The following is a 26664-nucleotide window of genomic DNA, read 5'->3' on the forward strand; positions in this document are numbered from 1 at the left end:
CCGCACCGGGTTACGGCGAGATGATCGGCCGGGAATCTACCGAGCGGCCTCCGTCGCGCTGACTGTGCACCAGCACTCCGCAGATACAGGAATCTGACATTTGTACGTCACACCAATTTCGAGCTTCCGGGTTCGCTCGCTGTCGCGAGCGCCCCGGAATGACGGTGCTTTTGATTTTCTGAGATCGCGCTCAGCGGTTCCTGGCCGTTCAAAGTCATTGCGAGGAGCACCCGGATCGGCGCTTCGCGCCGTCCGGGCACAGGCTACGCGACGAAGCAATCCAGGGTTTGTGCTGTGAACTGGATTGCTTCGCTGCGCTCGCAATGACGGGGACAGGTTTCGTTCCAAGAATTGGACGCCCAGGGCGTCATTCCGGGGCGCGCGGAGCGCGAACCCGGAATCTGACATTCGCACGTCACACCAATTTCGAGCTTCCGGGTTCGCTCGCTGACGCGAGCGCCCCGGAATGACGAGCTGATGGCAGCCGTCACTCCTCAGTCGAGAGCAGGGCGGCGTTGCCGCCCGATGCCGCGGTGTTGATGGAAATAGTCTGTTCGGTCGCAAAGCGCGGCAGATAATGCGGGCCGCCGGCTTTTGGCCCGGTGCCGGACAGGCCGCTGCCGCCGAATGGCTGCGCGCCGACCACCGCGCCAATCATGTTGCGATTGACATAGACATTGCCGACCGGCAGCCGCGCGATCGCGTCCTCAACCGTGGCATCGACGCGCGATTGCAGGCCGAGCGTCAGCCCATAGCCGCTGGCGGCGATGGCGCGTAGCACCTTGTCGATGTCGCGGGCGTCATAGCGCACCACATGCAGGATCGGGCCGAACACCTCGCAGGTTAGCTGCCCGATGCGGTCGAGCTCGATCAGATGTGGCGCCACGTAATTGGGGCCGGGTGGATCGCCGGCATAGAGCAGCCGCGCCTCGTGCTGCATGCGCGTCACATGGGCGCGCAGCTGCCGGGCCGCGTCGTCATCGATCACCGGACCGATCTGCACCGCCACGTCGCGCGGATCGCCGATCCGAAGTTCACGCGCCGCGCCGATGATGATCTCGATCATCCGGTCGGCGACCTCATGTTGTAGCAGCAACAGCCGCAACGCCGAGCAGCGCTGCCCGGCAGAGCGGAACGCCGAACTGACGACGTCGTCGGCGACCTGCTCGGGCAGTGCGGTGGCGTCGACCAGCATGGCGTTGATGCCGCCGGTCTCGGCGATCAGCGGCACGATCGGCCCATCCTTGGCGGCGAGCACGCGGTTGATGGTGCGCGCCACCGTGGTCGAGCCGGTGAACGCCACCCCGGCGACCGCGGGATGCGCCACCAAAGCGGCGCCGATCACGCCATTGCCGGGCGTGAATTGCAGCGCGCTCGGCGGCACGCCGGCCTCGTGCAATAGCCGCACCGCGGCAAAGGCGATCAGCGGCGTCTGCTCGGCGGGCTTGGCGACCACGGTGTTGCCGGCCATCAGCGCCGCAGTGATCTGGCCGAGAAAAATCGCCAGCGGAAAATTCCACGGCGAGATCGCGATGAACACGCCGCGGCCGCGCAGTTGCAGCCGGTTGCTTTCGCCGGTCGGCCCCGGCAGCAGCGCCGGCTCGGCCATCAGCGCGCGGCCGTGCTGCGCGTAGTAGCGGCAGAAATCGACCGCCTCGCGCAGCTCGGCGAGCGCGTCGTCGAGCATCTTGCCGCCCTCGAGCTGCAGCAGTGCGATGAATTGGCCGCGGCGCTGCTCCAAAAGCTCGGCGGCGTGCTCCAGGCAGGCGGCGCGCCGTTCGGCCGGCGTGTTGCTCCAACTGGCGAAGGCGCGCGCCGCGGCCGCCACGGCGGCTTGCGCCTGTTCGGCGCTGGCCTCGCGCACCGAGCCGACAAAGCTGCTGCGGTCGATCGGGCTGAACACCGCGCGCGGTGCGGCGCCAAGTCCGACGCCATCGATCAGCGCCGCCGCGGTGATCGGCTGGCGCGCGGTGGCGACCTCGGCCTGCAATTTGGCGAGCGCGGCACGGTCGCCAAACTCGACACCGCGCGAATTGCGCCGCGGCTGATAGAGGTCGCGCGGCAACGGAATGCGCGCATGGCGCGCTTTGCGGCGCTCGCCGATGATAGCGGCCGGGCGCTGCAGCAGGGCGGACAGATCAGCCTGGGGATCGGCGACTTTGGCGACGAACGAGGAGTTGGCGCCGTTTTCCAGCATGCGCCGCACCAGATAGGCGAGCAGATCGCGGTGGCCGCCGACCGGGGCGTAGATCCGCACGCCGAGCGCGGGATGGTCGGCCTGCAATTGCGCGTATAGCGCGTCGCCCATGCCGTGTAGCCGCTGAAACTCATAGCCGTTGCTGCGCCCGGCGAGCTCATACAGCATCGCCACGGTCAGCGCGTTATGGGTAGCGAATTGCGGAAACAGCCGCGGCCGCAGCGTCAGCAGCCGTTCGGCGCAGGCGAGGTAGTTGAGGTCGGTCATCGCCTTGCGGGTGAACACCGGATAGTCGTCGAGCCCGCGCTCCTGGGCGCGCTTGATCTCGCTGTCCCAATAGGCGCCTTTCACCAGCCGCACCATCAGCCGGCGACGCAGCCCGGCGGCGAGTTCGGCGACATGGTCGATCACCGCCAGCGCGCGCTTTTGATAGGCCTGGACCGCCAGCCCAAAACCATCCCAGCCGGCGAGCAGCGGGTCGCGTAGCACCGCGGCGAATACTTCCAGCGTCAGTTCGAGGCGATCGGCTTCCTCGGCATCGACCGTGAGGTTGAGATCGCGCGCCTTGGCGTTGCGCGCCAGTTCGATCAGCCGCGGCACCAGCTCGGCCATCACCCGGTCGCGGCTGACCGCTTCAAAGCGCGGATGCAGCGCCGACAATTTCACCGACAGGCCGGGCCGCGCCGGCAGCGCTTCGGAGCCAGCCTCGCGGCCGATCGCGTCGATCGCGGCGGCATAGGCGGCGAGGTAGCGCGCCGCGTCGGCGGCGGTGCGGGCGCCTTCGCCGAGCATGTCGAAGGAATAGCGCTGCTGCGGCGCCGCTTCGCGCCGTGCCCGCTCCAGCGCGCCGGCGATGGTTTCGCCGAGCACGAAATGATGGCCGAGCAGCCGCATTGCGGCGCGGGTGGCGGCGCGCACCGCGGGAGCGCCGACCCGCTTGGTCATGGTCGCGAGCACGCCCTGCGGGGTGTCGCCCGGTTGCAGCAGTCGCGCCGACAGGCCGAGCGCCCAGGCTGAGGCATTGACCACCAGCGCGCCGGAGCGTGGCGTGTGGTGGATGAAATCGCCGCGGCCGAGCTTGTCTTCGATGAAGCGGTCGGCGGTCAGCGCATCCGGCACGCGCAGCAGCGCTTCGGCCAGCACCATCAGCGCCAGCCCTTCCTTGGACGACAACGCGAACTCGGCCAGCACCTGCTCGATGCCGCCGATGCCGTGATCATGGCCGCGGATCGCGGTGATCAGCCGCGTGGCGGTGGCGTCGATGCGGCGTTCCGCGTCCGGCGAGAACTGGACACGGTCGAGTAAACGCGCAGCCAATTCGCCATCGTCGGGCGCATAGTCGGCAATGAACGCGGGCAGTGACGCGGTCGGCATGCGGATGGCCTCCCAATCGACCGGGACTGCTCGAATAGTGTTGCGCGCTGGCCGCACAACGCAAGCGCAAAGCGGCGGCAGCACTGTGGCGCTGGCAGGGCGCCGTTGCCCGCGCTAGCCTGCCGGGTAGTTCAACGTGGAATCGGCCGGATGGGAACAGCGCGAAACGGAATGCGTGCAATGGTCGCGGCGCTGCTGGTGATGGCCAGCGCGGGCGCGGCGGCGGCCGAGGCCGAGGTCAGTCCCGCGGTCGCCTATCTCTATAGTTCGGTGTCGATTTTCCCGCCGTCCGCAAATTCGATGACGGTGTGCTACGGCTTTGTGTGCCGCCGCCGCCATATGCTGGAATTCGGGCCCGCCGATCGCCGGGCGCTCACCCAGATCATGGCAGCAGGCCGCGCCAATGCCGCGGCCGAGCGCGCCGCGGTGCAGAAGGCGGTGGTGTGGTTCGATCGCCGGGTCGGTCCGTTGATCGGCACCGCCGGCCGGGTGGCGCGCGCCGATTTTCGCTCCGGGTCGGACAAGGGCAATTTCGACTGCTGGGATACGACGCGCAACACCACCAGCCTGCTGCTGCTGATGCAGCAATGGGGGCTGTTCAAGTATCACGCGGTCGGTGATCCGCATTATCGCGGCAATGTGCTGGCATTGCAGACCCCGCATAACACGGCGGTGCTGGTGGAGCGCGCCACCGGCGTCGAATGGGCGGTCGATCTGTGGACGCGCAGCTACGCCCAGGCGCCGGAGGTGATGCCGGTGGCCGACTGGGGCAAGCGCGATTAGGCTTTTCGGGGGTATGGAAACAGAACCGACGCGCGCGCCAGCAATAGGGTTTTCCTGACAAGCCGATCGCAAGTAGTCCCAACGGGGATTGATACCAACCACTCCGCACGTCTTGGCCGGGCTCGTCCCGGCCATCCACGTCTTTGATCTTGCAGCGATTTCAAGTCGTGGATACCCGCGACAAGCGCGGGTGGCGGCGCAGGCGGGCGCAAAAAAACAAAAAAAACGATGGCAATCCTGCGCGGAAGCCATCGTGCGTCGATTTGGTCGCCTGCTATGATCGAGATCAAACGGGGCGAGATCGTTCAGCCAAGTCAGTAGCTAAATCAGTAGCTAAGTCAGTCATAGATCGTCGTTGAGGATCATCTCCCATGCCGCCCGGATCTAATCCGGGCCGGCACTATCGGCGTGTCGATCAGACCTTGAGGTTCTCAGCCGAGGTCCGGCCGCGATTAGCGACTTCCTCGAACTCGATCGACTGGCCTTCAGTCAGCGTGGACAGGCCCGCGCGTGACACCGCAGAGATGTGCACGAACACGTCCTTGCCGCCGGTGCTCGGCTGGATGAAGCCGTAGCCCTTGGTCGGGTTGAACCACTTGACAGTCCCTTTAGCCATACAGTCAGTCTCCGCAGGAACAGATTGATAACGAACGACCGGCCCTGCCCACCGGATCGTTGCGTCGCCACGATACGCGGTTCGGGCGGCACTTGACAGCTTAAACAATGGTCGTGGCTGTCGTCAAAACAGGCGGCTGCGTCTCAAGCGCGCGGTGGAACACATTCCGCCAGATGGTAAGCGCGCCACCCGCTGCTACTCGTCCTTGTCTTTGTCCTTATCCTTGTCGCGCTTGCGCATCAGGTCCTTGACCAGATCGCCGAGCACCGGACGGGGCAGAGCAATAAAGGGCAGCGGACGGGTGAGATCGATTGCCGCCAGACCGAGCCGGGCGGTTAGCATACCGTTGACGACGCCTTCGCCAAGTTTGGATGACAATTTTGCGGCGATGCCGGCGCCGAGCATCTGCTGCACGACGCTGTCGCCGATCGCGACGCCGCCGGTGATAGCGAGATGGGCAATGGTCTGCCGCAACAGCCGGATCATGCCGATCGCGCCGGGCCGGCCGCCATAGAGCCGCGACAATTGCCGCAGCATGCGCAGCGTTGCGATCAGCACGAACAGCACGTCGATCAGCGCTTTCGGGCTGATCGCGGTGACCAGCGACACCCGCTGCGCGGCGGTGGAGACCAGCACCCGGGCCTGCTGATCGAGCGGGCCGAGCAACTCGCGTTCCGCCAGCCGCAGCAGATCGCTGCCGTCGATGATCTCGTCGAGATGGCTGGTGAGCGCGGTGCGGGCCCGGCCGAGCTGCGGGTTCTGCTGCTCCATATTGATCAGTTCGCGCACGATCGCCTTGGCTTCAGCGCGATTATTATTCTCCAGAACCACCACTGCACGCCGATGCAGTTTCTCGATCGCCGCCATCCGCATCATGCTGACGACTTCGCGGCCGGCAATGACGAGTAGCGCCACGCCAGCGGCGATCGCCAGCGCCAGTGCCACGGTGCCGAGTGTCTTGTTTTGAGCAAACAGGTCTTCGATCAGCCGGGTTACCCACAGCCAGGCGGCCAGCGAGACCAGGCCGCCGATCGCGCTCCAGAACAGCGCGCCCCAGCGGAAGCCGCGGCGCGGCGCCAAGGCTGCGTTCGGCTCGGACGGCGTCACCACCGGCGCCAGATTTTCCTTCTCCGGGGTGATCTGCACCCGGCTGCGCGCCGGGCGGTTGGCTTCCTCCGGGCGCGGCGACGCTGCGGCTTTCGGTTCTTCGCCCGCGCCGTCACTGACCACGACGCCGGGGTCATCCAGCTTGAAGGTCGCCGGCCGGCGCGACTGAAATCGCTCGGTCATAGCAGCTTGTCTCCGATCAAGAACTGGAGCGCGCGGTCGAGGCGAATGTGGGGCAGAATGATCTCCTCGGGATTGCGGCAATCGATGCGCGGCGGCCGGAACCGCAGGAACCGATAGTCGGCGTCCTCGGGCCGGCCGGCGGCCAGGCCGCGGAACGTTCCCGCTTTGAACAGATCGTTGAGCTCGACCGGCAGGTCGCCGGGGAAGGTGGCGACCTCGGTGCGGCCGTCAAACACTTCGGGACCGGAGGTCTCGCCGGCGATCGGCGTGCCGACGATCGAGGGCAGCCGTTCATGGCCGCGCTGCACCTGGGCCTCGCGGGTGGCGCGCACCGCCGACATCGCCACCACATCGACCTCGGCGCCGGCGAATTCGGCGCGGGTCGAGGCACGTTCCACGATGCGGCGCAAAATGTTTTCGAGCCGGTCATGGCTGGAATGGTGCAGATGGTCGGCCTTGGTGGCCGCGAACAGGATGCGGTCGATTTTGGGGCGGAACAGCGCGCTCCACAGCGAGCTGCGGCCGATCCGGAAAATGTCCAAAATCCCGGCCAGCGCCGATTCCAGATCGTGCAACGCCTCAGGACCGGCGTTAAACGCCGTCAGGGCGTCCACCAGCACGATCTGCCGGTCCAGCCGGGAGAAGTGGTCTCGGAAAAACGGGCGCACCACGACGTCTTTGTAGGCCTCGAAACGGCGGCGCATCATCGCCCATAGCGAGCCTTCCGGCGGCTCGCCATTGAGCGGCACGTCGAGCGGCGCGAAGGTCAGCGCGGGCGAACCGGCGAGATTGCCCGGCATCAGAAAGCGGCCGGGCGGCAAGAGGCTCATCGCGAATTGTTCGTCGCGGCATTCGCGCAGGTATTTCGTGAACAGCCGCGCCGCGGTCAGGGTGGCCTGTTCGTTCTCGCGGCCGGTCGGGTCCAGCGTGGCGAGATGGGCGTGCCACTCGCCGGCGAGCCGCACCCGCGGGTCCTGGCGCGACAGCGACAGACTCTCGGCTGCCCATTGTTCATAGCTCTTGTTGAGCAGCGGCAGGTCGAGCAGCCATTCGCCTGGATAATCGACGATGTCGATGGTGAGACTGCGGTCGGCGCCGTTGCGGCGCTGATAATCGATCACCAGCCGCAATTCGCTGATATCCACCGTGGAATGCGGCCAGTTGCGGTCGTCGATCAGCGTGCGCAGGTGATCTTCATAGTCGAAGCGCGGAATCGCGTCGTCGGGCTGCGGTTCCAGCCGCGCTGCGGAAATCCGGCCGGTGGCCATCGATTCGAAGATCGGGAAGCGGCCGCCGCGCGCCAAGCCATGCACCAGCGCGGTGATGAACACGGTCTTGCCGGCACGTGACAATCCAGTGACGCCAAGCCGCAGGGTGGGATGGAAAAAATTCTCGCTGTAGTCGAGCAGGGCGCGCGTCGACAGTCGCGCTTCCTCGAACAATTTGGAAAAATTGATGGCCATGCTCGCGTGATGTCGGAACCAAAGAATACGCGGCGAACTTGCCGCAAAGCAGCGATTCGGGCCAATCGTGCCATCAGCCTGCCAGTTTGCGACGATAAGTCCTGCTTGCATCCTCCGGCAATGCTGTATGCTTTACGGAAGGGCCTAATTCGCCAGAATGCGCCAGATCAATTCCAAAGGTTGTTTGATTGGAAAGGCCTGAATGACGACTTTGCGGTCGAAAAGCCTCCATCACCAAGCCCACCAAGCCGCTCCGGCTACCGCCGGTGCGATCGGCTGGCATTATGATCGCGCGGAACTGATCGCCGATGGCGTCGTGCATGTGCTCGGCGTGGTGCTCGGCCTGATTGCGGTCACCGCGCTGATCACCCTGACCGGGGTGTTCGCCAGCGCTTCGCAGATCGTGCTGGTATCGGTCTATGCGGCCGGGCTGCTCGCCATGCTGGGGCTGTCGGCGGCCTATAATCTCTGGCCGGTGTCGCCGCGCAAATGGCTGCTGCGGCGCTTCGATCATTCGGCGATCTACATCCTGATCGCGGCGACCTACACGCCGTTCATCGCCCAGATCAAGGATCAGATGTTCGCCATCGCGCTGCTCAGCGGCGTCTGGGGCGTGGCGATCGTCGGTATTGTGCTCAAGCTGTTTCTGCCGGGCCGGTTCGATAAGCTGTCGGTCGGGCTCTATCTCGGGCTCGGCTGGAGCGGGGTGATTGCCTACGAATCGGTGTCGGCCGCGGTGCCGCACCTGACGATGTGGTTCATCGCGCTCGGCGGCGTGCTGTACACGCTGGGCGTGATCTTCCATGCCTGGCGCGCGCTGCGCTTCCAGAATGCGATCTGGCACGCCTTCGTGCTGCTGGGCGCCGCTTGCCACTACACCGCCGTGCTGGATATGGTTCTGGCCTGACGCGCGGCCGTCCTGGCCGCGCGCACCAAGATCCTGACAGCGGGAGGCGGCGATGCAGGTGGCCGGCAAGGTCGTGGTTGTGACCGGGGGCGCCAGTGGCATCGGCCAGGCGCTATGTGAAACTTTCCACCGCGCCGGTGCCGCCAAAGTCATCGTGGTCGATATCGACGGCGAGCGTGCCGCGCAGGTGGCGGCGTCGATCTGCGGCGCCTCGTTCCGCTGCGATGTCGGCAAGGAAGCCGACATTCAGCGCGTGATCGAAGAGACCGAACGGCTTTATGGCCCGATCGCGCTGTTCTGCTCCAATGCCGGTATTGCCGCGGGTTTTGATCCGCTCGGCGACAATGCCGCGTTGTCGGACGACGGCCCCTGGCAGAAAAGCTGGGCGGTGCATGTCATGGCCCATGTCTATGCGGCCCGGCACCTGATCCCGCGCTACAAATCGCGCGGCGGCGGCTATTTCCTCAACACGATTTCGGCGGCGGGGCTGCTGTCGCAGGTCGGCAGCGCGGTCTATTCGACCACCAAACACGCCGCGGTCGGTTTTGCGGAAAACCTGGCGATCTCGCACCGGGCCGACAATATCCGGGTGTCGATCCTGTGCCCGCAGGGCGTCGATACCGCCATGCTGCGCGCGCTGCCCAAGGGGCCGCAATCGAGCGATGGTGATCTGTCGCCGGAACAGGTGGCGCAGGATGCGCTGGCCGGTATCGAGCAGGAAATCTTCCTGATCCTGCCGCACAAAATGGTGCTCGGCTATCTGCGCAACAAGGCTGAGAATTACGAGCGCTGGATCGGCGGCATGGCCAAGATCCAGGCCAAGATGCGCGCCGATTTCGCCGCGGTGCAAAGCGCGAGCTGAAAGGGCGCGCGGGCGCCGCTATAGCGTTTTCGAGCGAAGTGGATCCCGGATCGCGTCAAGAAAACGCGTCAGAACATCAAACTATAGCAACGGCAATTGATGCCAACCGCTCCGCACGTCATGGCCGGGCTTCGTCCCGGCCATCCACGTCTTTGATCTTGCAGCGCTTTCAAGACGTGGATGCCCGCGACAAGCGCGGGCATGACGAGTGAATGGTAGGAGCCGCTGGTAGTAGAGCTTTGATTTTGGCTCGATCAGAACCGAAGCTCAAGTTGCTTACCAGCTCGCGCTGGCCTTCATGGTCGGCACGCCATCGGCATTGGCGGTCCACAAGTCCAGCCCGGCCGCGGTCTCATTGGCGTTGACGCTGAACTCGACGCCGTCGAACAGCGGTGCTACGCCGCGATAGCTGAACTTCTTGGGCGCCGCGCCCTTCAGCTTGGCGGCGAATTCGGCCAGCAGCGCCGCCTGCATCGGGCCGTGTACCACCAGGCCCGGATAGAACTCGACCTTGGTGACGTAGTCGCGATCGTAATGGATGCGGTGGCCGTTGAAGGTCAGCGCCGAATAGCGGAACAGCAGCACCGGATCGGCAAGATGGCGCTCGCTGTGCTGGGCGGCCGGTGGCGGCGAGGCCGGCGCGGCGGGGGCCGCTTGCGGCGTGCTCGGCATGTCGCGATAGACGATGTCCTGCCGTTCGCGGATCGCGATGCCGCGCGCCGTTTCGGTGATGTGTTCAACCGCGACAAAGCACAGCGCGCCGGTCGAGCCGGTTTTCAGCGTGACGTCGGCGATGGTGGAGCGGCGCGTCACCTCATCGCCGACCCGCAGCGGATCGACGAACTGCAATTCGCCGCCGGCCCACATCCGGCGCGGCAGCGGCACCGGCGGCAGGAAACCGCCGCGCGCCGGGTGGCCGTCCGGGCCGAGCCCGCTCATCGGATAGACTGGCTGGCCGAGGCACCATTGCACGGTCAGCGGCGCGGCATCGCCGCTTTGCGGCGCGCCGATCTCGAGGAACAGCGTGGCGCGCAGTCCCTTCACCAATTGCGCGGTGACGATGTCGCTGGCCTGGTCGGTGCGGCCGATCCACTGCCGCAGATGATCGATGTCGAGCGCGTCGGTCATGAGGTTTGCTCCGCGGTGCTGTTGGCTTGGTCCTGGTTCTGGCCGATCGCCGGCACCGCGCGATAGCGGCGCTGATCGCCGACAAAGATCGCGGCCGGCGCCGGATAGCTCACCGGCCCGTTCGGGGTGTTGACCTCGATCCGGCGCAGATGCGGGTGGGTCGAGAGATCGGCCATGGTGTTGACCTCGGCGAACGCGATGTCCGCCGCGGCGAGATGTTCGAGCAGATCGTCGCGGGTCAGCGAACCAAAGATGTCGGCGACAATCTTATCGGTGTAGTCGCGGTTTTTGACGCGCTCGACGCCGCTGCACAGCCGCTGATCAGCGGCGAGTTCAGGCTGGCGCAGCACTTCGGCGCACAGCTTCTTCCATTCGCGCTCGCTCTGGATCGAGATCAGAATGTCCTTGCCGTCCTTGGAGGTGAACACGCCATAGGGCGCGATCGAGGGATGGGCGAGGCCAAGCCGTTTTGGCGGATTGCCGGCTTCGGCATTGAGCAGCGGCACGGTCAGCCAGTCGGCCATCACGTCGAACATCGAAATGCGAATGTCAGCGCCCTGGCCGCTGCGGCCGCGCGCCAGCAGCGCTTCCAGGATCGCGGCATGGGCCGCGGCGCCGGTGGCGACATCGACGATCGACATGCCGACCCGCGAGGCGCTTTCCGGCCCACCGGTGATCGAGGCGAGGCCGCTTTCGGCCTGGATCAACAGATCATAGGCCTTGCGATGGGCATACGGGCCTTCGTCGCCATAGCCGGAGATCGTGCAGATGATCAGCTTCGGATAGTCCTTGCGCAGCCGCTCGCGGGAAAAGCCGAGCTTGTCCATCGAGCCGGGCTTGAGATTCTGCAACAACACGTCGGCGCCGGCGATCAGCTTCTCCAGCTCGGCGCGGCCGTCGTCGGTGGCAAGATCGATCACCACCGAATCCTTGCCGCGGTTCAGCCAAACGAAGTAGCTGCTCTGGCCCTTGGCGGCATGGTCATAGCCGCGGGCGAAATCGCCTTCCGGCCGTTCGACCTTGAACACGCGGGCGCCAGCATCGGCGAGCCGCGAACTACAATAAGGCGCGGCCACGGCCTGTTCGACGGCGACCACGGTCAAACCTTCAAGCGGAAGCATCGGGTGTCCTTCTTTCAACGATCAGGTCGCTTCACCTTTCCCTCCCCCCGCGAGCATTGCGAGCGGTGGGGAGGGTCGGCGCGTAGCGCCGGGGTGGGGGGCATTCGCGGGCGAGAGACAGGCTCGCGATCATGGTGATCGAAGAACCTCATCGCGTCGATTGAGCGCTTGAGGATCCCCCCACCCCCGACCCCTCCCCACCACTTCGCTTCGCTACGCGGGGGGAGGGGAGTTGCTCTCAATACGAGCGCGGCATGCCGAGCATGTGCTCGGCGATGTACGACAGCACCAGATTGGTCGAGATCGGCGCCACCTGGTACAATCGTGTCTCGCGGAATTTGCGCTCGACGTCGTATTCCTCGGCGAAGCCGAAACCGCCATGGGTCTGGATGCAGGCATTGGCGGCCTCGAACGAGGCGTCGGCGGCCAGCATCTTGGCCATGTTGGCCTCGGCGCCGCAATCAAGCCCCGCCTCGTATCTGCGCGCGGCTTCCTTGACCATCAGTTCGGCGGCGCGCATCGCGGCATAGGCCTTGGCGATCGGGAACTGGATGCCCTGGTTCTGGCCGATCGGACGGCCGAACACCACGCGGTCCTTGGCATAAGCGGTGGCCTTGGCGATGAACCATTTGGCGTCGCCGACGCATTCGGACGCGATCAGGATGCGCTCGGCATTCATGCCAGACAGGATGTAGCGGAAGCCCTTGCCTTCCTCGCCGATCAGATTCTCCTTCGGCACCTTGAGGTCGGTGAAGAACACCTCGGTGGTCGAGTGATTCATCATGGTGCGGATTGGGCGGATTTCCAGGCCGTGGCCGCGAGCCTGCCGCATATCGACCAGGAACACCGACAGGCCGTCGGTGCGCTTGGCGCACTGATCCTTGGGCGCGGTACGCGCCAGCAGGATCATCAGGTCGGAATATTCCGCGCGGCTGGTCCAGATCTTCTGGCCATTGACGATGTAGTCGCCGTTCGCGTCCTTCTTCGCCACCGTCTTCAGCGACGAGGTATCGGTGCCCGAGGTCGGCTCGGTGACGCCGAACGCCTGCAAGCGCAATTCGCCGGATGCGATTTGCGGCAGCCATTTCGCCTTCTGCTCTGCGCTGCCATGTCGCAGCAAAGTGCCCATGGTGTACATCTGGGCGTGGCAGCCGCCGCCATTGCAGCCGGCGCGCTGGATCTCTTCCAGGATCGCCGCAGCGGCCGACAGCTTGAGGCCAGCACCGCCATATTCCTCGGGGATCAGCACCGAGAGATAACCGGCTTCGGTCAGCGCATCGACGAACGCCTTGGGATAGGCCATCTCACGGTCGAGCTGGCGCCAATATTCGCCTGGAAATTGCGCGCACAATTTGCCGACGGCTTCACGGATATCCTGAAATTCGTCCTGCTCCGCGTGGTGTTTCATAAAGATGGTCGCACTCTGTTGTAGGGAAACGGGGAAGGGCGGGATGGCATCAACTCAGCTGAACGGGCGTTACCTCGTCGCTTGCTGACCGAATTTCGCATACACCTGCGACCAGGCCCCCACAACGTCGATATTGTCATGGCGATCTGCGCTTGCCGTCGTTGCTCGCGATGTTGCAGTGCGGGCGCTGCGCAAGGCCGCGGGCGCCGCGGCCGCCTCCGATCATGTTCGCCGTGGCTGGCCGGCCGCCTTGGCCCTGAACGATCAAGACCGGCGGCAAGCTTGGGAATAGCGGCTGTTGAGGCGCTTCTTCCGCCTTTGGCTGAGTGACATCGCGCGCTGCTGGCATTAAGGCTGAGGCACAATAACAATCGTCCTAGCGGAGACCGCCCTACCATGCTGCCCAACGCGCAAAATCTATTCAATTTCGATCTCGGCGAAACCGCGGATGCGATCCGCGAGACCGTGCGCAATTTTGCGGCCAATGAGATCGCGCCGCGCGCCGATCAGATCGACAAGACCAATACCTTCCCGCGCGACCTGTGGCCCAAGCTCGGCGAACTGGGGCTGCATGGCATCACCGTCGAGGAAGAGTATGGCGGCTCGGGCCTGGGCTATCTGGAGCACTGCCTCGCGGTTGAGGAAATCTCCCGCGCCTCGGCCTCGGTCGGATTGTCTTACGGCGCACATTCCAACCTCTGTATCAATCAGATCCGTCGCAACGGTTCCGAGGCGCAGAAGCGCAAATACCTGCCAAAGCTGATTTCCGGCGAGCATGTCGGCGCGCTGGCGATGTCGGAGCCGGGCGCCGGTTCGGACGTGGTGTCGATGAAGACCCGCGCCGAGAAGAAGGGCGACCGCTACGTTCTCAACGGCAACAAGATGTGGATCACTAACGGCCCGATCGCCGAGACGCTGGTGGTCTATGCCAAGACCGATCCCGATGCCGGCCCGCGTGGTATGACCGCGTTCCTGGTCGAGAAGGGCATGAAGGGGTTTTCGACGGCGCAGAAGCTCGACAAGCTCGGCATGCGCGGCTCGGACACCGGCGAACTGGTGTTCGAGGATTGCGAAGTGCCGGAGGAAAACGTGCTCGGCCAGGTCGGGCGCGGCGTCAACGTGCTGATGAGTGGGCTCGATTATGAGCGCGTGGTGCTGGCGGCTGGTCCGCTCGGCATCATGCAGGCTTGCATGGACGTGGTGTTGCCCTATGTGCATGAGCGCAAGCAGTTCGGTCAGCCGATCGGCACCTTCCAGCTGATCCAGGGCAAGGTCGCCGACATGTATGTCACCATGAATTCGGCGCGTGCCTATGTCTATGCGGTCGCCAAGGCGTGCGACCGCGGCGAGACCACCCGCGAAGACGCCGCCGGCGCGATTCTCTACGCTGCGGAAAAAGCCACGCAGTGCGCACTCGACGCGATCCAGCTGCTCGGTGGTAACGGCTACATCAACGACTATCCGACCGGCCGGCTGCTGCGCGACGCCAAGCTCTATGAGATCGGCGCCGGTACCAGCGAAATCCGCCGCATGCTGATCGGCCGCGAATTGTTCTCCAAGACCGCCTGACGCCCAAGCGCGACGGCCAAGTGGACGAAGCGAGACGGCCGGTCGGCCGTCTCGCCGCAAATACCCTTCTCTTCCCGCGCCAAGCGGGGAGAGAAGGCGCGGCTCGATGTGGCTGACATCGTTGCCAGACCGCTCCGCACAGAGCTGCGGATTAATCAGCCGGCAGCAATAATCGCAGACCTGGTTCGGCGCCGCCCTTGCGGGAAGGGCGATCGGCAGGCGAGACTTGGTTTGGCCCAAGACTTGGTTTGTCCAAGGCTTGGTTTGTCCAAGGCTTGGCTTGGTCCGAGAGGAAGCCCGCTGTGAACGAGATGACCTCCGTCCCGCAGGTGCCGACCGCGCGAGCCGCGAGCTTTTGTGGCAGCCGCGCCGAGTTTCGCCGCCTGGTGCTGCGCGGCGGCCTCTTGGAGCTGATCACGCTCGGCTTTTACCGTTTCTGGCTCGCCACCGACATGCGCCGCCATCTCTGGGCCAATACCGCGCTCGATGGCGATGCGGCCGAATATACCGGCACCGGCAAGGAACTGCTGCTCGGCTTTCTGATGGCGGTGGCGATCCTGGCGCCGCTCTATATCGGCTATTTCCTGCTCGGCATCGAAGCGGAGAGTCTGCAGGCCTTCGCCAGCGTTCCGCTGGTGGCGCTGTTCTATCTGTTCAGCCAGTTCGCGATCTATCGGGCGCGGCGCTATCGGCTGACGCGCACTATCTGGCGCGGGGTACGGTTCTGGATGACCGGCTCGGGCTGGGCCTATGCGCTGCGTGCCTCGCTATGGGCGCTGGCGGTGCTGCTCACCTTCGGCCTGCTGCTGCCGTGGCGCACCGCGGCGCTGGAACGCTACAAGTTGGGCCATTCGCATTATGGCGAGCTGCAAGGCCGGTTCGAGGGCCGTGGGATCGAACTGTTCAAACGCGGCTGGTGGATCTGGGCGCTGACGCTGGCGTTCCTGATCGTTCCGTCGCTGCTGTGGCTGCCCTATCTCACGATCGTCGTGCTGCCGGCGCTGCCGGTGCTGTTTGCGATCTATCGGGCGATGGAATGGCGCTGGTGGCTGTCGGGCCTCCGCTTCGGCGCGGTCCGTTTGCAGTCGGCGTTGCCGGTCACGGCACTGATCCCGCTGTACTGGAAGGCGATCGGCTGGAGCGCGCTGCTGCTGCTCGTCTTTTCGCTTTGTCTCGGCGGCTTTGGCGCGGTGATCGCGCTGTTGGCCGGTGGTGACGGCGAGACCTTTCGGCCCGAGGCGCTGCAGAATAACGTTGCGATGCTGGTGCTGACCGGCATCGGCTATCTCTTGCTGATCGTCGGCTTCAACGCGGTGATGCGCATCTATCTGCTGCGCGATCTGTGGGCCAAGGTGGCCAATGCCACCACGGTCTACGGGCTTGATGCCGCGGCCGAGGTTGCCGCACAGGGTGAATTGGCGACCGCGCTTGGCGAGGGTTTTGCCGACGGCCTCGACGTCGCTGGTTTGTAGCTGAGCGGTGGCTGCTGCGATGCCGCATGATTTACCCAGCCATATCACTCCGGAGGCGATCTATTTCGACGGCACATCGAGCCGCCGTCACCGGGTCACGCTGTCATTCGGTGAGCGCCTGCTGATCCAAAACCTTGAGGGCGAAACGCTGGCCAGCTGGGCGTTCGGCGATCTGCGCCGCGCCGATGCGCCATCGGGCATCTTGCGGCTCTGCAATATCGCCGCGGCGCCATTGGCGCGGCTGGAAATCCGCGATCCTGGCCTCGCCGCGCAACTGACCGCGCGGTGCACCGGCCTCGATGCTTCAGCGTCGGCCCGGCATAGCACCGCGCGGATCGTCGGCTGGTCGGTGGCGGCGGCCGCGTCGGTGCTGCTGATCGCGGTGTTTGGCCTGCCGCTGATCGCCGAACGGCTGGCGCCGCTACTGCCGCGCTCGTTTGAACAGCGGCTCGGCGTCGTGGTCGAGCAGCAGGTCAAAACGCTGCTCGGCGACCGGGTCTGTGACGATCCGGCCGGGCAGGCGGCGCTCGCCAAGCTGGTCGAGGCGGTGCGCAGCGCCGGCGGGCTCGACGATCATGTCGCCCTGGTGGTGCTGTCGAGCGGCATCCCCAACGCGGTGGCGCTGCCGGGCGGCAAGGTGCTGCTGTTCAGTGCGTTGCTGGCCGCTGCCAACGATCCGGACGAGATCGCCGCGGTGATCGCCCATGAATTCGGCCATGTCGCTCATCACGACAACATCAAGGTGCTGATCCACAATGGCAGCGCGTCGTTTCTGATCGGCCTGCTGTTCGGCGATCTCAGCGGCTCCGGCGCGCTGGTGTTCGCGACCAAGACGCTGATCAGCTCGTCCTACTCGCGCGAGGCCGAGCATGACGCCGATACGTTTTCGATCGAGGTGATGCAGAAGCTCGGCCGCTCGCCAAAAGGGCTCGGCGAGCTGCTGTTCCGCATCACCGGCAAGCAAGGCGGCAGCGGCCTCGATATCGTATCCAGCCATCCGCTCACCGAGGACCGCCGCGATCGGATGCGGAGCCTGGATGCTGTGCCCACCGGCCCGCCGCTGCTGACCGACGCGGAGTGGCGAGCGCTGCAGGCGATCTGCAAGCGCAGTTGATAGCAACGACCCGTCATGGCCGGGCTTCGTCCCGGCCATCCACGTCTTTGCAACAGCACGGCGCTTAGACGTGGATGCCAGCTCAGTGGCGCTTTTCGCGGCCGCTATTGCGGCAGCTTGTTGATGCGCGCGACGAAGCGGCGGACGTCGGCCAGCACCTCGGGCAGCAGCGCCTTGACCTCGGGCACGGTCATGCCGGGCCGGATCAGCGGGTGGTACAGAATGTTCATGATGTACTGATCGAACACGTCGAAATAGCCCATCTGGACGTTGTCGTTGAACATGGTCCACGGCACCTGGTCGGTGTCGTTGATCGGGCCGAGCGACTGCAGCAATTCCTCATAGGCGCAGTCGAAGAAGACGAAGTCGCCATTGTCGACGGTGAGGATCACGTCGGAATGCTCGATCTCATAGGCCTCGTTCTTGCGGAAGCCGGACAGGCATTGCGGATCGAGCGAGGAGCGGATCTCCCGGGCGCGCTCGGCGCCGTAGGAGGAGGTCAGGGTGCGATACAGATCGCGGTCGCGCACCAAATTGATGGTGACATTGGCGGCACTGCTGCTCGGCGCCATCGCGATGTCGAGATGCTGCACCTTTGCGGCGACGTCGGCGACGATCGCGGCGATCTGCTCCTTGCGGTCGTGGCGCGCGCCTTCCGCAAACACCCGCACAGGGCCATTGTATTTGCGAATCCGGTCGACCCGGCCGGCGAGGTGATATTCGGCACCGAACGCGGTTTTCAGAAAACCCTCGACGATCTCCTGATCAGAAAACGCGGTGCGTTCCGCCTTAGCCCGTTTGCCATGGTGCTTGTGCACGGAAGCGGGCGCATGCGTGCTCTCGGTGCCGCGATGCTCCGTGCTGCCGGGCGCGGCGCCACCGGCGGCCAGCGCCGCGCCGGTGATCATCACGGCGAGCAACGCCGCCAGCGTTACGTTTCGCGTCGTGTTGGCGGCGTGTCGTGTCGATGGAGCGCGCCGTTGCGCGATGCGGGCGAGACGGGTCAGTTCCTCACCACCACCGTGGTTCCGACGCGGACGCGGTCATAGAGATCGGCGACATCCTCGTTGGTCATGCGAAAACAGCCGGACGACACTGCCTGGCCGATGGTCTCCGGCTCGTTGGAGCCGTGGATGCGATACAGCGTCGAGCCGAGATACATGGCGCGCGCGCCGAGCGGATTGTCGATGCCGCCAGCCATGTGGCGCGGCAGATCGGGGCGGCGGCGCAGCATCTGCTTGGGCGGCGTCCAGCTCGGCCATTCGCGCTTGGCGCTGATGCGATGCACGCCGCTCCAGCGGAACCCGTCGCGTCCGACGCCGATACCATAGCGCAGTGCCCGGCCACCCTGCAGCACCAGATATAGCCGCCGTTCCGAGGTGTTGATCACCACGGTGCCGGGCGCGTAGGGCCCGGAATACATCACGACCTCGCGGGGGATCGGATTGGAACTGCCCGCGAAGAAGTTGGGGCCGAAGCCCATCACCTCGCGGCTGTCGAAAAATTCCGCATGGGCGGTGGTCGCAACGACCGACGCAAGGGCGGTCGCACATACCGCGGCGAGAAACCGGCTCATCGTTCCTCCACTGTCGCAATCGTCCTGCGAAGTGGCCACAATTCGCCGCGTCGCGCAACCCATGGAGCGATTTTGACCAGTCTTGGCGCGTGCGGCGGCCCTTTGACGAAGCGCAGCAACAATGTTGATCTGCGCCCGGGCTTAGGAAAACTGCGGGGAGCGGACCATGAACGGTGCGGAAAGCCTGGTGCGGACGCTGGTTCAAGGCGGCGTCGAGGTCTGTTTCGCCAATCCCGGCACCTCGGAGATGCACTTCGTCGCCGCGCTCGACCGGGTCGAGGGCATGCGCTGCGTGCTCGGGCTGTTCGAGGGCGTGGTCTCGGGTGCTGCCGACGGCTATTTCCGGATGACGGGCCGGCCGGCCGCGACGCTGCTGCATCTTGGCCCCGGGCTCGCCAATGCGCTCGCCAATCTGCACAACGCCAAAAAGGCCAATTCCGGCATCGTCAACATCATCGGCCAGCACGCCACCTACCACATCGATTACAACGCACCGCTGACCTCCGATATCGAAGCACTGGCGCGGCCGATGTCGGCCTTTGTGCGCACCTCGCCCGATGCCGAGTCGGTGGCGCGCGACGGCGCGGCGGCGATCGCGGTGGCGCGGCAGGGCCAGATCGCGTCGCTGATTCTGCCGGCCGATACCGCCTGGAATCAAGCTGACGGCATTGCCGAGGTCGAGCCGGCGGAGGCCGGCGCCAGCTACGCGCCGCGCGCGGTCGAGGAGGCGGCGCGAGTGCTGCGCGGCGGCGAGCCGGCCTTGCTGCTGATGACCGGCAGCGCGCTGTCGGCGCATGGGCTGGAACTGGCGGCCCGGATCGCCGGCAAGACCGGCTGCCAGGTGATGGGCCAGACCTATAACCCGCTGATGGCGCGCGGCCGCGGCCGGTTCGCGATCGATCGCATCCCCTATGTGATCGATCAGGCGCTGCCGATTCTGCAGCAGTTCCGGCACATCATTTTGGTCGAGGCCAGCGATCCGGTGGCGTTCTTCGCCTATCCGAACAAGCCGAGTTTGCTGAAGCCGAATGGCTGCCAGGTGCACCGGCTGACCGCGCATGGCGAGCGCTCGGTGGCGGCGCTGGAGGCGCTGGCTGGCGTGCTCGGCGCCAAGCCGCACGACGCGCAGCCGCAGCCGCAGATGGCGTTGACGCCGCCGAGCGGCGCGCTGACGCCGGCCGCGATCGCGATGGCGATCGCTCTGGCGATTCCCGACAATGGCATCGTGGTCGATGAATCGATCACCACCGGCCGTGGTTTCTTCCCGCCGACCGCGGCGGCGGCGCCGCATGACTGGCTGCAGAACATGGGCGGCTCGATCGGCTTCTCGCCTCCGGTCGCGACCGGCGCGGCGGTCGCTTGTCCGGACCGCAAGGTGATCTGTCTGGTGGGCGACGGCAGCGCGATGTACACGCTGCAATCGCTGTGGACCCAGGCGCGCGAGCGGCTCGACGTCACCACGGTGGTGTTTGCCAATCGCAACTATCAGATTTTGCGCGGCGAGTTCGCCGGCGTCGAAGCCGGCGCGCCGGGTCAGCGCGCGCTCGATATGCTCAGCATCGACCGGCCGACGCTCGATTGGGTGTCGCTCGCCAAGGGCATGGGTGTCGAAGGCCGCGCGGTGCACAGCGCCGAGCAGCTATGTGCGGCACTGACCGCGGCAGTGGCCGAGCCGGGACCGCGGCTGATCGAAGTGGTGATGTGAGTTAGAGCTTTTTGTTCTAACGCGTTTTCTTGACGCGAACCGGAATCCACTTCGCTAGAAAACGCTATAGCGGCGATCGATGCCAACCTGACTGCTCGTCGTGGCCGGGCTTGTCCCGGCCATCCACGTCTTTGACCCTGCATCGCGTTTAAGACGTGGATACCCGCGACAAGCGCGGGCATGACAGGCATCGATGGTGGAGGGGGAGGGCAGCTGATGGTGGCGTCGGGCCGACCGCATCGCTCTATGCGCAAATGCCGGCCCAAAAAATTACGGCCCGAAGTGGTGACACTCCGAGCCATCTGCGCGGCGAACGTACATCCGGTTCGCTCTGCATAAGATCAGGCTATAGCGCGCAGCGTTAACAGAATGATAACGGCGCGATGACGGTTTGGTGACAGTGGACCGCGCAGCCCGCCACTTGCCCGCACGGTTGCAGCGCGCGGTCAATCGTGGGCGCACACCATCGTCGGGAGCGCGCTGCGGTCCCCGGAAAACCAGAACCGCACCGCGATCCCTGATCAGGTTTTTGATCGTGAGCCAGACCGCAAGCGGTAGCCGACGCTGCGGCCGGGCGCCTAAACCATCGGGCTCCACCAATGATCCGTCATGCCGCGCTTGTCGCGGGTATCCACCTCTTAAGCGCTTCAAGATCCAAAACGTGGATGGCCGGGCTGAACAGCGTGCCCGGCCATGGCGAGCGGAGTGGTTGCTATCAACCGCCGTAGTATGAGCCGCTCAGTGGCCTCCCCAGGAGCTGAGCCGGGCGATCGCTTCTTCCTGCAGCGCCGCTTCCAGCTTGCTACGCAGCGCGCCATAGCGCTCGGTCGCCTGGGCGAGGCCCGGCTGGGTCAGGCCGCTGTCCGGCGCCTGCACCAGCGGCCGCAGCCGCAAAAACTCTTCGGCTTCCTCGACGCTGAGACCGCGCACCACGATATGGCCGCGGTGGTCGCGGCCAAGTGCGCCGATCTGATCGAGCCATTGCTTGATTGAACTTTCCTGCTCCAGCAACGCGGCGACGCGCTGCTCAGCTCCCTGATGCGGCATCTGTCGTCCCTCCCAACGGCCGCTGTTGGTCGCGGCCGGTGACGACAGCGTGCCGGCCGCTTGCGGCGGCGGCATTGTCGCGAGTCAATTGCGGCAACTGCGTTGTTGCAACGCGAGCGCCTGGAAATTCAGTCGTGAGGGAAGTTCGGACGATGGTGGGCGCACAAGGGATCGAACCTTGGACCTCTCCCGTGTGAAGGGAACGCTCTCCCGCTGAGCTATGCGCCCGGGATATCGGCAGCGTGGCCATGGGCGACGCGCGATCTCGACAATCGTGCTGCGGGGCGTTGCCGCCGCGTCGTCGTCGGTGGCGCGATTTACGGAATTGCAGGGGCTGGTGTCAAGCCAAGCCTGTGGGTCCGCGTCGGTAAATCTCATCTCGGCGATCCGGAGGCCGCAACGCCAGGGCCGAGATCAGACACCTGTCACCTCAATTCGCGATCGGAAATTCGCGATCGGAGCCCGCCGCTCCAACGCTTGAAAACGCGGTCAGCTGGCCTTGCGGCGGGTGGCCTGCGACTGCAGCGCCTTGATGCGATCGGCAAGGCTCGGCCGTGCCGCGGCGCGGTCATTGCCGCCAGTGGCGGGCTTGCTGTCGGCCAGCAGCTTCTCCACCGAGGAATTCGGCCCTTCCAGCTGAATCGCGAGCTTGGCGACCTCGGCGGCGATCTCGTTGATGCGCTCGCGCAGCAGCGCGTTTTCGGTGCGCTCGGTGGCCCAGGCCGCTTCCGCCTGCTGCTGGATCGCCACCAGATCGCGCTGCAGCTTGCTGCGCTCGTCGCGGGCCGATTTCAGCTCCTGCTCGGCGCGGCTCTTGTCGGCGCGCAGCTGCTCGATTTCTGCGTTGGTGACCGGCGCCTTGCCGTGCTTGCCGGCGATCGCCGCGCGCAGCTCGGCGTTTTCCGCCTCGAGCAGCTTGACCCGGCTGGCCAGCGTTTCCGATTGCTTGACCTGGGTGCTGAGCTGGCGGTCGAGGTCGGCAACCCGGTGGTTGAGGTTGGTGCCGTGCTCGCGGGCCTCGGTCAGTTCGCGGCTGGCGAGGTCGGACGCGCTGCGCTGCTGCTCCAGGCGCTGCTGGGTGGCGGCGAATTCCTGCTCGGCGTCCTGCACCTTGGCTTTCAGCGTGTCGATTTCAGAATGCACGGTGGCGAGTTCGCGTTCGCGGCTGTCGGCGGTCTGCGAGCGCTCCGACAGATCGGAGCTCAGCCGGGCCAGCTCGTCCTGTTTGGCGCTCAGCGCCTGTTCCGCGGTCTGCAGCGCCTGCGCCTTGCCGGCAAATTCCTGCTCGGTGGCTTCGAGCTGCTGTTTCAGCCCGGCCTCGCGCGATTGCAGAGCAAAGATCGCGGCGTTCTTTTCGGCGAGCTCGTGCTTCAGGCGGTTGATGGCCTCGGTCTTCTTGCCAAGCTCGGCGAGCTGGCTCGAGGTCTGGTGCTTGAGCTTGTCGACGTTGATCTCGAGCTTGCGCGCCGTCATCGCGAATTCGGCGCGCAGCTGGTCCTTGTCGGCCTGGACTTCGGCCCGCGACACCGGTGCTGCGGCTTCGAGGCGCCGGGTGGTGAGCCGTACCGCGCGGTTATGCACCAGCGGTATGATCATCAGCCAGAGCAGCATCGACACCAGAAAACCGATCGCCAGATACATGATCGGCTCGACCATCGGGACACTCCCAGAGCAAATTGGACGGCGGACAACACAACTTGCGGCACCGAGTACCGATAGGTCCGGGCCGCCAGCCGTGCGCCAGCGGCGGGGCGCGACGGCGCCGCCCGCAGCGTTAACGTGAAAGCGTTAACGTGAATCTGGCGCGGAGGTCACGCGATTTTCCGCGGTTTGGGCGCTTAGAACGGATTCCAGGTCGCGCCTGGGGTGAACTTCAGATAGCCGATATTGGCCCCCAGCCGCAGGCCGAGGCCGGAGCGGATCGGCACCACCACGATATTGTTGGCGGTCAGCGCGGTCATGCCGAAGCCGCCGACGATATAGGCCGAGCCGTTGATGCCGGCGAAGCGCTGATAGATCGCGTTGGTGGCCGGCAGGTTATAGACCAGCATCATGGTGCGCGCGCCGTCGCCGCCCCAATCGAAGCCGACCGACGGCCCCTGCCAGTAGACCCGCAGGTCGCCGGCATTCTTGGTGTACAGCGTGCCTTCGCCATAGCGCAGCCCGGCGACGAACGCGCCCGAGCCTTCTTCACCCAGAATGTAGCCGTTCGGCAGACCCCATTGGCTGACCGCGCGCTCGATCACCGAGGCCAGACCACGCGACACATTGCCGAAAAAGCGATGCCCGGCCGTAGCCAGTTCGTCGGTGCCATAGGTGCTGGGGGTCGCCTGCTGTCGCGGTGGATGCTGGGCATATTGCGCGGAAGCCGGCACCAACATGCACATCAGCGCGGCGACAGCGAGCGCGCCGAGGCGAGAAGCAAAGCTCATGACGAACAACCCCTGAGTAAATTCCGTAGGCACACCCTTAACCGGATGCTGAGAAGCAGCCCTTAGGGTGCACCCATCGTCCCCGACTCGGATGTTTATCGGTAGCAACTATGTCGGCACAACGGCAGCAAAGAAAAGCGATTTGCCCTGGTTCGGCCTTGTTTGTGGCTCTCGCCATGGCATTCACGCCCGCGGTCGCAGCAGCGGCCTCGGCGACCACCGAACGGGTGGTGGTGAATCGTCACACCGGCGTCGCCATCGGCGGCTTCGATCCGGTGGCCTATTTCACGGATAAAGAAGCGCGGCAGGGCAAAGCCGAGTTCGAGGCCGACAAGAACGGCGCGGTCTGGCGGTTCTGCAATGCCGGCAACCGCAGCTATTTTCTGGCGCGGCCCGACATCTATGCCCCGCAATATGGCGGCTACGATCCGGTCGGCGTGGCGCGCGGCGTCGCGGTCGCGGGCAATGCCCAGATCTGGCTGATCGAAGGGCAGCGGCTGTTTCTGTTTGTCGATCAGGACAACCGCGATGCGTTCGCGGCCGACCCTGGCCGCTACCTGCAGCGCGCCGCGCAGCATTGGCCCAAGCTGCTCGAGCAACTGGCCGAATAGAATAGCGCAGCTTGTGCTTAGCGGCCGGGAGCGGCGGCCGGATCGCCCCAGGCGATGAACTCCGGCACCAGAAATTGCGGGTGGCCGATGCCATAGCGGATGGGGGCGCCCGAGCAATCGGTGACCACGCCGCCCGCTGCGGTCACCAGCGCGTGGCCCGCGGCGATGTCCCATTCGCTGGTCGGCCCGAGCCGCGGATAGATGTCGGCGCTGCCTTCCGCGATCCGGCCAAGCTTGACCGCCGAGCCGAGCGTGCGGCGTTCGGCGCCCGGGCGGGCGTCGATAAAGGCTTCGGTGCGGGCATTGCCATGGGAGCGGCTGACCGCGGCGACCCACGGCTGGCCCGCGGCGGGCAGCGGCCGGGTGCGGATCGCGGCCCGGCCGGTGATCGCCCCGTCTGCGTTCAGCGTCAGCCGTTCCGCGCCGGCGCCGGCGACGCCGCGCCACAGCACGCCCTTGGCCGGGGCGCCGATGATGCCGAGCAGCGGCGAGCCATCGACCACCAGCGCGATATTGACGGTGAACTCATCGCGGCCGGCGATGAATTCCTTGGTGCCGTCGAGCGGGTCGATCAGAAAGAAACTGCCGGAGAGCTTTGTGCACGCCGGAGCGCGCTCCTCGGATACGACCGGGATCGCCGGGCACAGCGCCGCCAGTCCAGCCGCGATCACCCGGTCGGCGGCGAGATCGGCCTGGGTCACCGGCGAGCCGTCGGCCTTGCCCTGCACCGCCAGCCCGCTGCGGTCGATCGCCTGGATCGCACGGCCGGCCTCGATCGCGAGCGCGGTCAGCTCGTCCAGCAGCTGAACCGCCTGGTCGCGGGAGAGGGTGGGGCCGGAGCTGGTGCTGGTGGTCATGGTCGGGTTCCTGTGAGCGCTGCGTTGTTGTGGAAGAGCGCGCCGCGTCTGGCAACAGCACTGCGCTCGCCTAGAAAACGCCGTGATGACGCGGCCTTTGTTGGCGGTGTTGACGTCGCCAGTGTATCAACCAACATCAGCGGCTGATTCGCCGCAGTCCCGCCGTGCGGCTTTCAGGATCGACGCGATGTCCGAAACCTTCCAATCTGCAGCCTCCGAAACCCCCGCCGCTTTCCCGGTGCCGGATTCGCTGGAACTGGCAGCGCTGCTGTGCTCGCGGGTCTGCCACGATCTGATCAGTCCGGTCGGCGCCATCGTCAACGGCCTCGAAGTGCTGGACGATAGCCCGAAGCCGGAAGACCGCGATTTCGCGCTGGAGCTGATCCGCAAGAGCGCGCGCACCGCGTCGGCCCGGCTGCAATTCTGCCGGCTGGCGTTTGGCGCGGCTGGCTCGGCCGGCGCGCAGATCGATCTCGGCGATGCCCAGAACATGGCGCGCGGCCATCTCGAAGACGACAAGACCAAGATCGAGTGGAACCTGCCGCGGGTGCTGATGCCGAAGAACCGCGCCAAGCTCTTGCTCAACATGCTGGTGATCGCCCAGCAGACCATTCCGCGCGGCGGCCTGCTCAAGGTCGATCCGATCGGCGAGGGCGAGGCGATGTCGTTCCGCGTCACCGCCAGCGGACTTAATGTCCGTACCCCGCACAACATTGTCGATATGCTGAGCACCGGCCCCAAGAGTGCGATCGACGCCCATGCGGTGCAGCCTTACTACACGCGGCTGCTTGCCCAGGCCTGCGGCCTGCAGGTGTCACTGGCCCCCGAGGCCGATACGGTGGTGATCGCGGCGCTCTGACCGCGGCCAAACCCGCATAGTTAATACTTAGTTGCCGGCCGCCCGCGTTCGCTGCGCGGATTTGCGGTTCGCTACGCTTTTGCGCGCTACTCAACCAATATTAAACGCTTTACGTCGACAGTGGCCGGAGCCAAGAGCGTCGTTGTGTGGACGCTCGCGTGAGTAAGGGCCGGCTTTCATGGACGACTTGTTGCGCGAATTTCTCACTGAGACCAACGAGAGTCTGGACACTGTCGACAATCAGTTGGTTCGGTTTGAGCAAGATCCGAACAA

The 26664-nt window shown here is 65.5% G+C and carries 22 protein-coding genes and 1 tRNA gene; 9 read left to right on the forward strand and 14 right to left on the reverse strand.

Translation table 11 applies throughout. The annotated features are described in order from the left end of the window. Positions 1-487: 487 nt before the first annotated feature. Positions 488-3571: a bifunctional proline dehydrogenase/L-glutamate gamma-semialdehyde dehydrogenase PutA gene (gene putA / locus BJ122_RS17620; protein WP_110782530.1), complete on the reverse strand. Its 3084-nt coding sequence runs from the start codon at positions 3569-3571 to the stop codon at positions 488-490. Positions 3572-3742: 171 nt separating this feature from the next. Here putA and BJ122_RS17625 point away from each other — a divergent pair, with 171 nt between their 5' ends. Beyond that, complete coding sequence (locus BJ122_RS17625; RefSeq protein WP_110782532.1) at positions 3743-4354, forward strand: hypothetical protein; 612 nt, start codon at positions 3743-3745, stop codon at positions 4352-4354. 415 nt (positions 4355-4769) lie between these two features. Here BJ122_RS17625 and BJ122_RS17630 read toward each other — a convergent pair whose 3' ends face one another. The 3 genes from BJ122_RS17630 to BJ122_RS17640 all read right to left on the reverse strand — a co-directional run bounded on the left by BJ122_RS17630 (position 4770) and on the right by BJ122_RS17640 (position 7723). Further along, positions 4770-4970: a cold-shock protein gene (locus BJ122_RS17630; RefSeq protein WP_027279576.1), complete on the reverse strand. Its 201-nt coding sequence runs from the start codon at positions 4968-4970 to the stop codon at positions 4770-4772. A 195-nt stretch (positions 4971-5165) separates the two neighbouring features. Continuing rightward, entirely contained in the window at positions 5166-6260 is a 1095-nt protein-coding gene (locus BJ122_RS17635; RefSeq protein WP_110782534.1) for a YcjF family protein, read from the reverse strand. Next, positions 6257-7723 (reverse strand): YcjX family GTP-binding protein, encoded by a 1467-nt coding sequence (locus BJ122_RS17640; RefSeq protein ID WP_027279578.1) that lies wholly within the window; start codon positions 7721-7723, stop codon positions 6257-6259. The genes BJ122_RS17635 and BJ122_RS17640 overlap by 4 nt, the downstream gene beginning before the upstream one ends. 202 nt (positions 7724-7925) lie before the next feature. Between BJ122_RS17640 and trhA the strand changes: the two genes are divergently transcribed. Next, positions 7926-8630: a PAQR family membrane homeostasis protein TrhA gene (trhA, locus tag BJ122_RS17645; protein ID WP_103011399.1), complete on the forward strand. Its 705-nt coding sequence runs from the start codon at positions 7926-7928 to the stop codon at positions 8628-8630. A gap of 52 nt (positions 8631-8682) precedes the next feature. Next, positions 8683-9492 (forward strand): SDR family oxidoreductase, encoded by an 810-nt coding sequence (locus BJ122_RS17650; protein ID WP_110782535.1) that lies wholly within the window; start codon positions 8683-8685, stop codon positions 9490-9492. A 276-nt stretch (positions 9493-9768) separates the two neighbouring features. Here BJ122_RS17650 and BJ122_RS17655 read toward each other — a convergent pair whose 3' ends face one another. The 3 genes from BJ122_RS17655 to BJ122_RS17665 all read right to left on the reverse strand — a co-directional run bounded on the left by BJ122_RS17655 (position 9769) and on the right by BJ122_RS17665 (position 13149). Further along, a complete protein-coding gene (locus BJ122_RS17655) occupies positions 9769-10620 on the reverse strand; it encodes an HTD2 family dehydratase (protein ID WP_110782538.1) in 852 nt (283 codons plus the stop codon). Continuing rightward, a complete protein-coding gene (locus BJ122_RS17660; RefSeq protein WP_110782539.1) occupies positions 10617-11741 on the reverse strand; it encodes a CaiB/BaiF CoA transferase family protein in 1125 nt (374 codons plus the stop codon). The genes BJ122_RS17655 and BJ122_RS17660 overlap by 4 nt, the downstream gene beginning before the upstream one ends. Positions 11742-11979: 238 nt before the next feature. Continuing rightward, a complete protein-coding gene (locus BJ122_RS17665; protein ID WP_181418991.1) occupies positions 11980-13149 on the reverse strand; it encodes an acyl-CoA dehydrogenase family protein in 1170 nt (389 codons plus the stop codon). A gap of 396 nt (positions 13150-13545) precedes the next feature. Here BJ122_RS17665 and BJ122_RS17670 point away from each other — a divergent pair, with 396 nt between their 5' ends. From BJ122_RS17670 to BJ122_RS17680, 3 genes are all read left to right on the forward strand, one after another. After that, positions 13546-14718 (forward strand): isovaleryl-CoA dehydrogenase, encoded by a 1173-nt coding sequence (locus BJ122_RS17670; protein ID WP_027279584.1) that lies wholly within the window; start codon positions 13546-13548, stop codon positions 14716-14718. Positions 14719-15029: 311 nt separating this feature from the next. Continuing rightward, positions 15030-16190 carry a YjgN family protein gene (locus BJ122_RS17675; RefSeq protein WP_110782543.1) on the forward strand — a complete coding sequence of 387 codons (1161 nt, stop codon included), beginning with the start codon at positions 15030-15032 and terminating at the stop codon, positions 16188-16190. 19 nt (positions 16191-16209) lie between these two features. Beyond that, positions 16210-17304 carry a M48 family metallopeptidase gene (locus BJ122_RS17680; RefSeq protein WP_110782545.1) on the forward strand — a complete coding sequence of 365 codons (1095 nt, stop codon included), beginning with the start codon at positions 16210-16212 and terminating at the stop codon, positions 17302-17304. A gap of 104 nt (positions 17305-17408) precedes the next feature. Here BJ122_RS17680 and BJ122_RS17685 read toward each other — a convergent pair whose 3' ends face one another. Together BJ122_RS17685 and BJ122_RS17690 are read right to left on the reverse strand one after the other, a co-directional pair. Further along, entirely contained in the window at positions 17409-18224 is an 816-nt protein-coding gene (locus BJ122_RS17685) for a DUF2927 domain-containing protein (protein WP_245407785.1), read from the reverse strand. Positions 18225-18307: 83 nt separating this feature from the next. After that, a complete protein-coding gene (locus BJ122_RS17690) occupies positions 18308-18880 on the reverse strand; it encodes a L,D-transpeptidase (protein WP_110782547.1) in 573 nt (190 codons plus the stop codon). 166 nt (positions 18881-19046) lie between these two features. On the opposite strand from BJ122_RS17690, the gene BJ122_RS17695 reads away from it, so the two are divergent. Further along, the gene (locus tag BJ122_RS17695; protein WP_110782549.1) at positions 19047-20585 is read left to right on the forward strand and encodes an acetolactate synthase large subunit; all 1539 of its coding nucleotides are present in this window, start codon (positions 19047-19049) and stop codon (positions 20583-20585) included. Positions 20586-21323: 738 nt separating this feature from the next. Here BJ122_RS17695 and BJ122_RS17700 read toward each other — a convergent pair. The 4 genes from BJ122_RS17700 to BJ122_RS17715 form a co-directional block, all read right to left on the reverse strand. Continuing rightward, positions 21324-21632 carry a hypothetical protein gene (locus BJ122_RS17700; protein WP_110782563.1) on the reverse strand — a complete coding sequence of 103 codons (309 nt, stop codon included), beginning with the start codon at positions 21630-21632 and terminating at the stop codon, positions 21324-21326. Between the two features lie 153 nt (positions 21633-21785). Further along, positions 21786-21860 (reverse strand) — tRNA-Val (locus BJ122_RS17705). A 261-nt stretch (positions 21861-22121) separates the two neighbouring features. After that, positions 22122-23288: a coiled-coil domain-containing protein gene (locus BJ122_RS17710; protein ID WP_110782551.1), complete on the reverse strand. Its 1167-nt coding sequence runs from the start codon at positions 23286-23288 to the stop codon at positions 22122-22124. 182 nt (positions 23289-23470) lie between these two features. Further along, entirely contained in the window at positions 23471-24064 is a 594-nt protein-coding gene (locus BJ122_RS17715) for a DUF1134 domain-containing protein (protein WP_110782553.1), read from the reverse strand. Between the two features lie 110 nt (positions 24065-24174). Between BJ122_RS17715 and BJ122_RS17720 the strand changes: the two genes are divergently transcribed. Further along, entirely contained in the window at positions 24175-24675 is a 501-nt protein-coding gene (locus BJ122_RS17720) for a YHS domain-containing (seleno)protein (protein ID WP_110782555.1), read from the forward strand. A gap of 17 nt (positions 24676-24692) precedes the next feature. Here the strand turns inward: BJ122_RS17720 and cysQ are convergent, their stop codons facing one another. Continuing rightward, positions 24693-25532 carry a 3'(2'),5'-bisphosphate nucleotidase CysQ gene (gene cysQ / locus BJ122_RS17725; RefSeq protein ID WP_110782557.1) on the reverse strand — a complete coding sequence of 280 codons (840 nt, stop codon included), beginning with the start codon at positions 25530-25532 and terminating at the stop codon, positions 24693-24695. 187 nt (positions 25533-25719) lie between these two features. Between cysQ and chpT the strand changes: the two genes are divergently transcribed. Next, positions 25720-26391 (forward strand): histidine phosphotransferase ChpT, encoded by a 672-nt coding sequence (gene chpT, locus BJ122_RS17730; RefSeq protein WP_110782559.1) that lies wholly within the window; start codon positions 25720-25722, stop codon positions 26389-26391. Positions 26392-26664: the final 273 nt, after the last annotated feature.

Source organism: Rhodopseudomonas faecalis (genome assembly GCF_003217325.1).
In the GTDB taxonomy this organism is placed as follows: domain Bacteria; phylum Pseudomonadota; class Alphaproteobacteria; order Rhizobiales; family Xanthobacteraceae; genus Rhodopseudomonas; species Rhodopseudomonas faecalis.

What these genes read in the sequence shown, in the direction of transcription:
- BJ122_RS17700 (WP_110782563.1), bottom strand. Translation starts at nt 21,632, where the DNA reads ATGCCGCATCAGGGAGCTGAGCAGCGCGTCGCCGCGTTGCTGGAGCAG.
- BJ122_RS17630 (WP_027279576.1), bottom strand. Translation starts at nt 4,970, where the DNA reads ATGGCTAAAGGGACTGTCAAGTGGTTCAACCCGACCAAGGGCTACGGC.
- cysQ (WP_110782557.1), bottom strand. Translation starts at nt 25,532, where the DNA reads ATGACCACCAGCACCAGCTCCGGCCCCACCCTCTCCCGCGACCAGGCG.
- chpT (WP_110782559.1), top strand. Translation starts at nt 25,720, where the DNA reads ATGTCCGAAACCTTCCAATCTGCAGCCTCCGAAACCCCCGCCGCTTTC.
- BJ122_RS17720 (WP_110782555.1), top strand. Translation starts at nt 24,175, where the DNA reads ATGTCGGCACAACGGCAGCAAAGAAAAGCGATTTGCCCTGGTTCGGCC.
- BJ122_RS17710 (WP_110782551.1), bottom strand. Translation starts at nt 23,288, where the DNA reads ATGGTCGAGCCGATCATGTATCTGGCGATCGGTTTTCTGGTGTCGATG.
- BJ122_RS17625 (WP_110782532.1), top strand. Translation starts at nt 3,743, where the DNA reads ATGCGTGCAATGGTCGCGGCGCTGCTGGTGATGGCCAGCGCGGGCGCG.
- BJ122_RS17675 (WP_110782543.1), top strand. Translation starts at nt 15,030, where the DNA reads ATGACCTCCGTCCCGCAGGTGCCGACCGCGCGAGCCGCGAGCTTTTGT.
- BJ122_RS17640 (WP_027279578.1), bottom strand. Translation starts at nt 7,723, where the DNA reads ATGGCCATCAATTTTTCCAAATTGTTCGAGGAAGCGCGACTGTCGACG.
- BJ122_RS17680 (WP_110782545.1), top strand. Translation starts at nt 16,210, where the DNA reads ATGCCGCATGATTTACCCAGCCATATCACTCCGGAGGCGATCTATTTC.
- BJ122_RS17715 (WP_110782553.1), bottom strand. Translation starts at nt 24,064, where the DNA reads ATGAGCTTTGCTTCTCGCCTCGGCGCGCTCGCTGTCGCCGCGCTGATG.
- BJ122_RS17655 (WP_110782538.1), bottom strand. Translation starts at nt 10,620, where the DNA reads ATGACCGACGCGCTCGACATCGATCATCTGCGGCAGTGGATCGGCCGC.
- trhA (WP_103011399.1), top strand. Translation starts at nt 7,926, where the DNA reads ATGACGACTTTGCGGTCGAAAAGCCTCCATCACCAAGCCCACCAAGCC.
- BJ122_RS17635 (WP_110782534.1), bottom strand. Translation starts at nt 6,260, where the DNA reads ATGACCGAGCGATTTCAGTCGCGCCGGCCGGCGACCTTCAAGCTGGAT.
- putA (WP_110782530.1), bottom strand. Translation starts at nt 3,571, where the DNA reads ATGCCGACCGCGTCACTGCCCGCGTTCATTGCCGACTATGCGCCCGAC.
- BJ122_RS17660 (WP_110782539.1), bottom strand. Translation starts at nt 11,741, where the DNA reads ATGCTTCCGCTTGAAGGTTTGACCGTGGTCGCCGTCGAACAGGCCGTG.
- BJ122_RS17650 (WP_110782535.1), top strand. Translation starts at nt 8,683, where the DNA reads ATGCAGGTGGCCGGCAAGGTCGTGGTTGTGACCGGGGGCGCCAGTGGC.
- BJ122_RS17665 (WP_181418991.1), bottom strand. Translation starts at nt 13,149, where the DNA reads ATGAAACACCACGCGGAGCAGGACGAATTTCAGGATATCCGTGAAGCC.
- BJ122_RS17690 (WP_110782547.1), bottom strand. Translation starts at nt 18,880, where the DNA reads ATGAGCCGGTTTCTCGCCGCGGTATGTGCGACCGCCCTTGCGTCGGTC.
- BJ122_RS17670 (WP_027279584.1), top strand. Translation starts at nt 13,546, where the DNA reads ATGCTGCCCAACGCGCAAAATCTATTCAATTTCGATCTCGGCGAAACC.
- BJ122_RS17695 (WP_110782549.1), top strand. Translation starts at nt 19,047, where the DNA reads ATGAACGGTGCGGAAAGCCTGGTGCGGACGCTGGTTCAAGGCGGCGTC.